Source organism: Ruegeria sp. CDSB029 (assembly GCF_059611125.1).
The window spans coordinates 1-11,241 of the sequence record NZ_JBXWOX010000026.1; the positions used below are offsets into that span (position 1 = coordinate 1).

The following is an 11,241-nucleotide window of genomic DNA, read 5'->3' on the forward strand; positions in this document are numbered from 1 at the left end:
AACTCAAACAGAAATCGAACCAGAGCCTCCGTTACGAAAACGCCTCAGCTCTCCGAAAAACTCTGAAGACGGACACTGTTGAACATGCGGCCCTTTTCATACCTTTGCCACACCAAACCCACGACGCGCTGCGGCCGGTCAAACCGAACATTGGCTGCAGGCGTAACAGCCAGAAAGGTCGAACACTCGATGCAGACGAAACAGACTTTCGCCGTGATTGCGTCAATGACAGCTTGATTACACACAGCGTCCATATCGACACCACATCAGATCGAAAAGAAATCCTTTAATACACTGTTAAAGAGCCAAGGCTTTTCCAGATGCGCAGCATGGGCGCATTCCGGCATAACCAGAAGGTTGGCGTTGGGAATGGATTGCCACAATTGTTCGGTCTGGCTCCATGAGTAGGTTCGATCACGGTCACCCCAGACTACCAGTGTTCTGGCCTCGATGTTCTCCAGGTGCTTGACACCACTCCAGTTCTCCATCGCGTCAAGCCCATTTAGCATGGTCGGCAATCTGCATTGCTCGGCGATGGCGGCACAGTCTTTGTAGCCATCGGCATATTCCCGATTTAGAAACCAGGTCGCTGCGATCCGTCTGGCGGTGGCCTGCGGTCCGTCCAATTGAGCGCGGCGTTTGGATGTACCGATGGTCTCGAACCTGCCCGGAAGGACTCCTGTGGCGCCGGTACCGTAGAGCACTAATCGCCCTATTCTCTCTGGCGCGCGCGCCTCCATTTCTTGCACGACCATCCCGCCCATCGAATGGCCGACCAGGTTAAAACGCCCGATGCCGCGCGTGCTCAGTTGGCCTAGGACCCATTCAGCATAGTCGCCAATACTGTCCAGCGCTTTCCAACAAGCATTTTCGCCAAATCCCGGCAAATCTAAGCTGATGATCTCGTGCCCGACTGCTGAATCGGCCTGCCCCTGCCATTGTCGGCTTCCGCCCATGAAGCCATGCACAAAAACGACCGGTGTCATTTGCGCCCGCCCTGCACGATACGATCAAGGATCATAGCGCAGAACAGGATCGAGAAGCCAGCGAGTATACCCTGTCCGACATTGGCATATTGCAATGCTTCTAGGACATCTTCACCCAATCCCTTGGCCCCGATCAACGAAGCCACGACGACCATTGCCAGTGACAGCATAATTGTCTGATTGATCCCGGCGCGGATTGATGGGGACGCCAGAGGAAGATCAACCTTGGTCAACAGATACCATTTGTTAGCACCAAAGCTGATTGCCGCCTCACGCACGCTTTCGGGCACACCCCGCAAGCCCAGGACGGTTAAACGCACTACTGGGGTGCCACCAAAAATCATAGTGACAACCACCGCTGCCGGTTTGCCGACACCAAAAAATGCGATTACCGGGACCATGAAGACAAAGGCAGGCATAGTCTGCATAAAATCCATGATCGGCTGGATAAAGGCGTAAAAACGTGGGCGGCGTGCGGCGAACATGCCCAAGGGAATCCCTATGACAATGGACAGACAGGCCGCCGTACCCAATAGGGCCAGCGTTGTCATCGCCCCCTCCCAAAACCCCAAAAGCCCCATATAGGCCAGAAAAGCCCCTGAATAGATGGCCGTGCGGATGCCTGCCGTGAGCCATGTCAAAAGCACGATCAGGCTGGCAATCACGATCCACGGCGTCTGAACCAGGATGACCTCAAGCGCGTCAAGAAGCGCGCGAATGCCAAAGGTCAACCCGTCGAAAAACGCCTCGCTGTTGCGTACACACCATGCGATGAAGTCTTCGACCCCTTGGATGCTGGTCAGGCGAATTGCCGGATCGGTGGGAAAATGGCTGAGCAGGGAAAAACGGCCCGGAAAGCTGTAGTGCAGCATTGCGGCGGTGACGATCAGAAACATGAAAACCGCGCTAAACACAATATGAGTGATTGGCATTGCCGACCGGATCGAACGATCCGACAGCCAATCGGAAAACCGCGCCTCAAGCGCCCAATTGGCCACTATGGATTGCACTGCTTTAACCAGCAACAAGATCACGATCCCGGTTAGAACGATCATAGGGCCTTGGGCGGCAAGCGCATCGGCTTCGGCCCGAATGCCACCGATGTTTTGTTCAAGGGATTCAACCGTGCGCTGATAGACGTCGATCTTGTCCGAGCCGCTTTCGATTGCTGCGGCAAGCTGTTTGCGGCGCAGCTCAAGTGTGCCTTCAATGGATGCTATACGCTGCATGGCGTCGGCGGCCAGTTCCCCAAACAAACCACGCGCGATCTGAACAAAGCCCAGGGTTTCAATGATCAGGAACGGCAGCGCCCAGCTCCACAATCCACGCGCGCCGAACCAGATAGGACCGAATAATCCGGCCATAATGTTGAAGGTCGGTGTGAAGCGGGATGAGGCACCGATCTTATCAAAATTCCGTATATAGTAATCCGGGCTGGTGCGGACAAAGGCACGGATGTTGTCGCGGCGTTCCTCGGCATAGGCAAGGGCAGCTTCGCTTTCTGTGTCTTCAAGTGGGTTGACGCCAAGATCGTTGAGCTCGCTCATGATACTTCTGTCCCTTCGATCACGGTGCGCAGCAAGTCGGCGCGTGTGATGATGCCAACGTCCCTGTCGCCGTCCTGCACGAGTATGGGTTTTTGGTCGTCAATCGCCATGTTGATCAGATTGCTAAGGGTTTCGCCTTCTTCGACCCGTGGAGCATCGCTGTGAACCGGTCCGTTGGCGGCGGTATATTGTTCAAGCGGTTGCATTACGGCGTGGGCATGCACGACTTTAAGCCGCGAAATCCCGGCGACAAAATCGGCAACGTAGTCATCTGCGGGATTCATAACGATATCTTCAGCGGTGCCTATCTGCACCATCTTGCCGTCGCGCATGATTGCTATCCGGTCACCGATACGAACCGCTTCATCCAAATCATGGGTGATGAAGATCGTGGTCTTTTTCAAAATTTTGGACAGGCGAATAAACTCGTCCTGCAACTGGCGCCGGATCAGAGGGTCAAGAGCCGAAAATGGCTCGTCCATCAATAGAACATCTGGGTTTGCTGCCAGGGCGCGGGCCAAGCCGACACGCTGTTGCATGCCGCCTGATAATTCATGAGCAAATTTTGATCCCCAAGCGCCCAGCTCAACGATATCGAGAATGGCTGCCGCCTGTCGCATACGCTCGTTCTTGGCAATCTGACGGATTTCCAGAGGCATCGCCACATTGTCCAAAACCGAACGGTGCGGCATCAGGGCAAAGTTCTGGAACACCATACCGATCTTTCGGTTACGAAATTCCTGAAGCTCTTTCGGGCCAAGGGCCATGACATCGGTGCCCTCGATTTCGATTTTACCTGCCGTAGGCTCCAAAAGGCGGTTGAAATGGCGGACCAGCGTGGATTTGCCACTGCCCGACAGCCCCATAATGCAAAAGATTTCGCCACGGTTCACCGACAAGCTGACATCGGCGACGCCAACCACCGCGCCTAACTCTGCCAGAATCTCGGCCTTGCTGAGGCCTCGGTCACGGATCGCCTGCAAAGCGACTTGAGGGTTCGCGCCGAAAATCTTCCAGACATTCGAAATTTCGACAACGGTATCGGCAGGTTCAGAGGACATGCGAGACATCTCAAAGTTTGAGGGGCAAAAGCGAAAGGGGAAAGAAGCCGACACCGAATGGTATCAACGGTGTCGGCATGACTAACAGACGCCGGATCAGAGGCCCAACCAAGCGTCGACCCGGTCGGGATTGGCTTCAACCCACTCACGGGCAACCTCGGCTGGATCACGGCCATTGCCACTGATTTCATAGGCGAAACCGCTGACGTCATCAGCAGTCAGAGCAAAGTTGGCAAAGAATTCCGCAATCGCAGGCGAGCGATCTTCAAGCGAATTTGACCATGCAATCTGAACGTTCTTCAGAGCGTCCTTGGTGGCAACCGAGGATTTGCTGTACCAATCAGGGTCATCCGACGGCTGTACCATCACGTATTTGGCCGGATCAAAGGTCGGCTCGGTCAGCATCTGGACGTCGAACATGTACCAAACCGCGTGCGGTTTATAGCAGTAGAAAGCATAACCTTCGCCTTTGGCGATACTGTCCTTGATGCGCGCGGTCTTGACGCTTTCTTCGGCACGGATCGGATCGATGAAATCAAGAAGGCCATAGTCACGGGTCTTAACCTCGTTGACATTGGCCGAAGCCCAACCGGGGGCGCCAATCCACATCTCACCCTTGCCGTTGCCATCGCTATCCATCGCTGAGGCGACGTCCGGGCGGCCCAGATCAGCAATATCGGTGATGTTCATCTTATTGCCGAAGTCCTGCGAAACGCAGAAGCCCTGGTTTCCTTCATAGGGGTTGGACGACAAGGTTACGGTACCCGCTTCGTCAACGTATTTCTTGGTGAAACTTTCCTGGTTCGGCAGCCAGACATCGGGGTGCACATCAATGTCTCCCTTGCCCTGATCCATCGCCTGGAAAATCGTCGCGTTGTTGCCCGGTACGTATTCAACCTGACCACCGATGCGCGTTTCAACCACAGCACCCAGAAGATGAGCAATCGCCTGTGCGCCAGTCCAGGAGGGCACGCCGATTTTGACCTCTTCGGCGGCGAGAGCAGGCATCGCAAACGCGCCGACTGCAGCCGCCAGACCCAGTGTTTTCAGTTTGGTTCTCATGGTAGTCTCCTCTGTTGAGATGCGCCGTGTTCCGACGTCAGTTTTTTGATCTCTTTGTGCCTCCAACTCATGGCTTTGACCGGAAAGCAATTACCTCCTCATGGCTGTTGGACAGTGGTCCGATGCAAGGCCGGGCCTTCGATTCCTGCTTGAAAGTCTAGAGCAAAGCGAATTCCGCAGGCCAATTCGAACATTTCATCAAACTATTCCAACATTGCATAGTTATGATTACACTCGTCAACCACAGCAGACAGACTGGGACGCACAATGGATTTGAATTGGCTCCGTGACTTTGAATGCCTTGCCCGAACCCTGAATTTTACCCGGGCGTCGGACGAGAGAAACATCACGCAATCGGCTTTCAGCCGAAGAATCAGAGCCTTGGAAAACTGGGTTGGACTTCCTTTGGTTAATCGTGCCACCTATCCTGTGCGTCTGACCGACGCCGGAGAACAGTTTTTGCCGGTGGCCTTGGCCGCGATTTCACAACTGTCCGAGACCCGTCAATTGTTACGGGATGCGGATCGCGGGGACAGCCGGTTCATCCGGTTTTCGGTACTTCACACAATTTCGGTCAATTATCTCGCAACGCGAATTGAAGAATTGCAGCTGCAAATCCCCGAATTGCGCACACGTGTGGTGTCTGATTCCCTCAGCACTTGCTGCGAGCTTCTTGTTGAAGGGGCGGTCGACGTTTTGCTGTGCTACTATCACCATTCAGTCTCGCCATTGATCGATGAGGCGGCATTCGAAAAAAAAGACCTACTAATAGACCGCCTTGTCCCTGTCGCCGCCGCTGAAACAGCCCGGGCCAACGGATGGGATCTTGGCAAGACAGACGGCCCGCCCATTCCACATCTGGCGTATGAGCGATCATCGTTTCTGGGAATGGTGGTTGAGAACACAGTCGAACGGCAAATGCTGAATGCCGAGACGATCTACGTCGATGGATTGGTCGAAACGATCAAGCGGCGGCTTTTGAAAGGCAGTGGATTTGCCTGGATGCCAGAAACTGCGATTTCGACCGAACTTGCCGATGGAGTACTGGTGCCGGTTGGCGACGATACGTGGTGCACCTCTTTAACCATATCTGCCCTGTCTAACCCTGACGCCTTTGATGCGACCGCACGCAAATTGTGGGACCTGCTTTAACGGAACTGCATATTACGCGCTGTTGTTTCGGCGGGCAGCGGAGATGAGAATTTCAACATTGAGCCCATGACGCGCTCATGCAGCTTCGACGCAGGCGAATTCGGCGCCCGGTGAACGGTTGGAATCAAGCAGGCATTCGTTCGCTACCCAATGTCTTTGGAGCTGTCGGCCGTTGCCGCCTCGATGATAGCCTGGACCAAGAGGTCGACTGTATCGCTGACGTTGGCATCCCAAGCGACACTGTCGGAAACAAGCGAAAATTCTGAGCAGGCGATGATTTGCAGGTCCGCTCCGGCGCTGACAAGATCTTTCGAAGCTGCGAACACCGAGTCACGGGCACATGTGCATGGACCCTTGGCCTTGATCGTACGGATGGCCGCCAGCAGGGCATCGTCTTTCGCAGGCCAGACAACAGACAGCCCGCGTTCTGAAAGAGCGGTATCGAAAAGTCGGGTGTGGCGTACCGCTGGTGAGGCAAGCATGCCGACACAACCTCCGGCTCCAAGCTTTTGTGCGGCGTGATCCGCCGCCAGTTCGACCATGTTTAGTAAGGGGATGTCCACTGCTTCTGTGATTGCCCCGGCATAGTGGTGCGCAGTGTTACAGGGCATCGCCAGAGCCTCGGCCCCGGCGGTTTGAAGCCGACGCGCCATAGTTGCCAGAGTGTCCCCTGGATCAATGCCTGTCCCCTCGATCAGGTGGGCAATCCGCGACGGGACCTGCGGATTCATATCGATCAAAAGGGGAATGTGGTCGTTGTCATCCCGCGCCGGGACGGCCTCCACCAACTTGCGTTGGAGGAGGATTGTCGCCTCGGGGCCCATGCCGCCAAGTATGCCTACAGGACGTAGCGCGCCCATGGCTTAGATATGAACCCAGCGATTTGCGTGGTCGAAGGCAAATTCGTAGCCGCCCAGGGCCGCCGCGCCACCGGTATGAAGGAATACAACCCGCTGATCCTTGAATTCTCCCTTGCGAGCAAGGTCGATTAGGCCCGCTGCGCCCTTAGCCGAATAGCAGGGGTCAAGCAGTATGCCTTCCAACTCGGCGAACATCCGGATCGCCTCAATGCCGCTTTCCGTCGGCAACCCGTAGCCTTCGCCAACATAATCGGTATTGGCCATCACGTCTTCACGCTTGACGATGCCGGCGCAGCCCAGCTTTTCTGCTGTTTTGCAGGCAAGATCATAAACCATCTGTTCCTGTTTGGCTTGCGGTGCCCGCGTGCCTATGCCCAGAACAGGAACCATGGAATTCATCGCGCACATGCCCGTCACCAGCCCGGCCTGAGTGCCTGAAGACCCTGTCGCATGTACAAGCCGATCAATCCGAAGACCCCGCTCATTAGCCTGAGACAAAAGTTCGAAGGCTGCATTTACGTAACCAAGCGCACCAGTCGGGTTTGAGCCACCGCCAGGGATAACGTAAACGTTGCGTCCTTCGGCACGCTTCTTCTCGGCGGCCTTCTGCATTTCTTCAACCATGTTGTGACCACCGGGAAACTTCTCGGTTGTGGCACCATGCAGGTGATCCAACAGGACGTTGCCGTTGGTGTTGTAGTTCCCGTCCTGATAGCCAGTCCTGTCCTCGAGTAGGATATGACAATCAAAACCCAGTTTGGCCGCGAAAGCAGCGGTCTGCCGGCCATGATTTGTCTGGGTCGCGCCTTGCGTCATCACCATGTCGGCGCCCTGTTTCTCGGCCTCGGCCATGAGGAATTCAAGCTTTCGGGTCTTGTTGCCGCCCGTTGACATGCCGGTGCAATCGTCGCGTTTGATCCAGATTTCACAACCCAACTCTTTGGAAAGCCGTTTCATCGGCTCAAGCGGTGTGGGCAGATGGGCAAGATGCAGCCGGGGAAAGCGGGCGAGATGCATAAGAAGACTCCTAATTTTGGCTTTCCTCAACATATCCGTCTAAAATTGCGGCTCCTAATGCGAAATACCGACCATATATTGCAAGAATTGCAAGTTATTGTGGGTTGCTCTATCTGTGTTCCATGCGGCTTGAATGGATAGACGATATCTTAGCTGTGCTTGATGGCGGCTCCTTGGCGCGTGCGGCAGAAAAACGGTTTCTGACGCAGTCGGCCTTTACTCGCCGGGTGCGGCTCATTGAAGACAGCATAGGCGCGGCACTGTTTGATCGCCGCCGCAAACCGGTTACCCTGTTGCCCGGCGTACGGGCGCTTGAGCCCGAGTTACGTGATCTCAGTGCAAGAATGCACAAATTGCGCCAAACCATGCAGACCGCAAGCGATCAGGCTTCGAAATCACTGGGTTTTGTCTGCCAGCATGCGCTGACCACCACAGTGTCGCCACAGGTGGTTCTGGCGTTAAGTACGGATGGTAACGTTTTGACACGGGTGCGTTCGGGCAACCAGGATGAATGTCTGATGCATTTGATCTCCAGAGAGGTCGATTTTGCGATCATGTATGCGCTTCCGGGTGATGATGCACCCGTACCAGTTAATGCCTTTGAAACGGTGGATCTTGGAACGGACCTTTTGATCCCGGTCGCAACGCCGAACGGCCGCAACAAGGCCAATTCAGCGGTTCTGCCAACGATTAGCTACCCGTCAGAGGTCTTTTTGGGGCAGGTTTTCGCCCGGATGATCAATCCGCGCCTGCCCAAGGACACCACCGTGTCAATGGTCGCCGAAACCGCCCTGACACTGGCGGTGTTGCAACTGGTGCTAACGGATATTGGGGTTGCCTGGCTGCCGCACTCCTTGATTGTCGAACACCTTTCACAAGGGCGGTTGGTGCGGATCGACGACGTCTTACCGTCGCAACTTCTGATCATTCGCCTGGTACGTCTCCGCGAGGCGCAGTCCGAGCATGCTGAACGGGCATGGCAGCGTCTTGCCCAACATCTACAACTCCCGACAGTGGGAAACTGACGATCGAGTAGACGAAAAATTTCGTTGCGCAAGATGTACGTCAGAATACCGGGATCGTCGGCGCAACAAATGGAACTAATAAGAACGGATAATAGAGGTCGAAAAATTCGGGTGAATGGATGGCAATACATCGCTGAAAAGTACAAAAACTTGGGGTACCTGGAGCGCCCTGAACTGACGCGCAGAAATGCGGCGAATAAATGGAACTGTATCATTTTAACAGCGGGTGTTCTCCCGGCCAGGGCTAAAGGTTTGAATGTCTGAATCGTAATGGTTTGCGCCAATTCGTTCACACCGTAGAAGCCGTTAGTTTGGACTCAAAGCGGGCCTCAGGGGTGAGGAAGCATTCAGTGAAAGTGTCTCGCGTCACTGTCGGGTTGTCGTTGTGGGCGGGTATGGCGGATCGCAGGATCAGTCATGTTCACCGCTCGAAATTCGAAGCGGGGATAATGAAGCCTAACGGTATTCAGTGGATACTGAGCATAGGGTTTTGGACCGCAATCATCCCATTTTAGCAGCACAAATTGGGCCGAACGGCGAAGTTCCAATTCGACGTTTTCAACTATCAAACCGCCGAAACGATTAGGACGCAATGCTGCATTACAAGCCTTAGGATACGAAGTAGGATGTTATCTCACCCACTCCTTTGACAAAATGAGTTTGCGCTTCCGCGTTGGGCAAATGGTCACCCAGCGCATCTTTGGTTTGGGCAGAGATGTGGATGTGCCCCGACCTGCCTGTGGCCTCGAGACGGCTGGCAAGGTTCACGGTTTCTCCCCATACATCATAAATTGACCGTTTTCGCCCGATCAGACCGGCAATGACTGGTCCGGTATGGACACCTATGCGGATTTGCAGCCCCGCGCTGCTTACTGTGCTGTCAGACATCTTCCTTAGGATGTCACGTGCAAAGCCTACTGCCGCCAGCGCGTGGTCTTCGCGTCGCACGGGGATCCCCGATGCCGCCATATAGGCGTCTCCAATTGTCTTGATTTTTTCGATGCCGTGCAGGGTTGCCAGGTCATCAAATGCAGTAAACAATTTTGACAATTCCCGGATTAAGTCACCAGCGTCCATGCGGGCAACCAGCGGAGTGAATTCTACGATATCCGCGAATATTATGGTTGCGCCAGCGAAGCGATCAGCGATGTTCGTCTCACCATCGTTTAGGCGTTTGATAACTGGCGCGGGCAGCATCGAGTGTAGCAATTTGTCTGCCCTGTCACGTTCGTATTTTATCTCATTTGCGAGCGCCAATTCCTTAGCGCGCCAGCGGCTGCGTTCCATGCAGGCATCGACGCGCGCATGCAGCAACACTGGGTCGATAGGTTTTGGCAAATAGTCCTCGGCGCCGACACTAATGCACTTGGCGATTGCGTCGGTCTCGTTAAGACCGGAAACCATGACTACGGGTATTTCGCGCCAAGACGAATCTTTTTTCATATTTTCGAGGACATCGATGCCATTCACCTCTGGCATAAGAATATCCAACAGAACAAGGTCGAATCCCTCGCGGTTTAGTGCCTCAAAAGTTTCCCTGGCCGAGCCGACGGACCGCACACTATGCCCTCTGCGCTCTAGTAACCTGGTCAGGATTTCCCGATTGGCCGCCTCGTCATCAATCACCAAGATACGTCCGGTCAGGGCTTCGCGACCGGCATCAGAGTTCGCAAGGCTGCGTTCAAGGTTGGCCGCAATTTCCTGATCCCGGTCACTGTCCTCAGCGTTATTCTGAATGTCTGCATCACTGATGGTGCTGTCGATCTGTAGCGCCAGCTTGCGCGCTTCGCTCAGGATCGCGTTTATGTCGCTGCAAGCGGAAGGCTTCAGATCTGCCTCGAAATCATCCAGAACCATTTCCGAATACCCAATGATCGCATTGATCGGAGAGCGTAAATCATGCCGTAATTTTGCCTGCGCGTCTTTGTCGGCGGTGACTTGGTGCGCACTTTTCCCTAACAGTTCGACCAACTGAACAAGGTTGCTGGCGGCGGCGCCAATCTTTTGCAAATCCTCTAGCGCAGCCTCTGGTCCTGATCTGCGTACTTCCTCGATCAGCAGATTATGAAACCCAACAATCGCTTCTGACGGCCCATTGAGGTTCTGGGAAATGCGGGTGGCTAATGCCAACTTGTCTTTTCGGGTCTCTGAAACCATGCCGCGCTACCCGTCCAGCAGTTTTTCAATAATTTCCAGCAACCCGGGCAGTTCGATCGGTTTGGTATAGAATTCGTCGCAACCGGCATCCATGGCCTTGTCACGATCACTCTGCATCGCATGGGCGGTCAAAGCGACAACTGGGATAGCGTTTGTATCTGGGTTTGCTTTTATCTGTCTGGTCGCCTCCCACCCGTCGATTACGGGCAGGCTCATGTCCATTAAAATCAGATCCGGTTTATCCGATAGGGCTTGTTCAACGCCGGCCTGACCATCGCGGGCAGATACGGTTTCGTAGCCTTTTCTCTGCAGCCGGCGCGACAGCATATCGAGGTTCATATCGTTGTCTTCCACAATAAGTATCTTTGCCATCG

10 protein-coding genes are annotated in these 11,241 nt (G+C 54.5%); 2 read left to right on the forward strand and 8 right to left on the reverse strand.

The features are described 5' to 3' along the window. Positions 1-266 precede the first annotated feature (266 nt). The 4 genes from AC2FI8_RS21610 to AC2FI8_RS21625 all read right to left on the reverse strand — a co-directional run bounded on the left by AC2FI8_RS21610 (position 267) and on the right by AC2FI8_RS21625 (position 4,656). Positions 267-986 carry an alpha/beta fold hydrolase gene (locus tag AC2FI8_RS21610; protein WP_496725917.1) on the reverse strand — a complete coding sequence of 240 codons (720 nt, stop codon included), beginning with the start codon at positions 984-986 and terminating at the stop codon, positions 267-269. After that, entirely contained in the window at positions 983-2,533 is a 1,551-nt protein-coding gene (locus AC2FI8_RS21615; RefSeq protein WP_496767366.1) for an ABC transporter permease subunit, read from the reverse strand. The genes AC2FI8_RS21610 and AC2FI8_RS21615 overlap by 4 nt, the downstream gene beginning before the upstream one ends. Next, positions 2,530-3,594, reverse strand: a complete 1,065-nt coding sequence (locus tag AC2FI8_RS21620; protein ID WP_496738984.1) for a quaternary amine ABC transporter ATP-binding protein — start codon at positions 3,592-3,594, stop codon at positions 2,530-2,532. Before AC2FI8_RS21620 ends, AC2FI8_RS21615 begins: the two co-directional genes overlap by 4 nt. A gap of 96 nt (positions 3,595-3,690) precedes the next feature. Further along, a complete protein-coding gene (locus AC2FI8_RS21625; protein WP_496780914.1) occupies positions 3,691-4,656 on the reverse strand; it encodes an ABC transporter substrate-binding protein in 966 nt (321 codons plus the stop codon). A 267-nt stretch (positions 4,657-4,923) separates the two neighbouring features. On the opposite strand from AC2FI8_RS21625, the gene AC2FI8_RS21630 reads away from it, so the two are divergent. Continuing rightward, a complete protein-coding gene (locus AC2FI8_RS21630; RefSeq protein ID WP_496780915.1) occupies positions 4,924-5,808 on the forward strand; it encodes a LysR family transcriptional regulator in 885 nt (294 codons plus the stop codon). 143 nt (positions 5,809-5,951) lie between these two features. Here the strand turns inward: AC2FI8_RS21630 and cuyB are convergent, their stop codons facing one another. Continuing rightward, positions 5,952-6,668, reverse strand: coding sequence for a cysteate racemase (gene cuyB / locus AC2FI8_RS21635; protein ID WP_496725922.1), 717 nt, complete (start codon positions 6,666-6,668; stop codon positions 5,952-5,954). Between the two features lie 3 nt (positions 6,669-6,671). Continuing rightward, positions 6,672-7,685 (reverse strand): D-cysteate sulfo-lyase, encoded by a 1,014-nt coding sequence (cuyA, locus tag AC2FI8_RS21640; protein ID WP_496780916.1) that lies wholly within the window; start codon positions 7,683-7,685, stop codon positions 6,672-6,674. Between the two features lie 122 nt (positions 7,686-7,807). On the opposite strand from cuyA, the gene AC2FI8_RS21645 reads away from it, so the two are divergent. Continuing rightward, complete coding sequence (locus tag AC2FI8_RS21645; RefSeq protein ID WP_496725924.1) at positions 7,808-8,710, forward strand: LysR family transcriptional regulator; 903 nt, start codon at positions 7,808-7,810, stop codon at positions 8,708-8,710. A 609-nt stretch (positions 8,711-9,319) separates the two neighbouring features. On the opposite strand, the gene AC2FI8_RS21650 is transcribed toward AC2FI8_RS21645, so the two are convergent. Further along, positions 9,320-10,867: an adenylate/guanylate cyclase domain-containing protein gene (locus tag AC2FI8_RS21650; protein ID WP_496767350.1), complete on the reverse strand. Its 1,548-nt coding sequence runs from the start codon at positions 10,865-10,867 to the stop codon at positions 9,320-9,322. A 6-nt stretch (positions 10,868-10,873) separates the two neighbouring features. Then, the gene (locus AC2FI8_RS21655) at positions 10,874-11,239 is read right to left on the reverse strand and encodes a response regulator (protein ID WP_496725926.1); all 366 of its coding nucleotides are present in this window, start codon (positions 11,237-11,239) and stop codon (positions 10,874-10,876) included. Between the last annotated feature and the right edge of the window lie 2 nt (positions 11,240-11,241).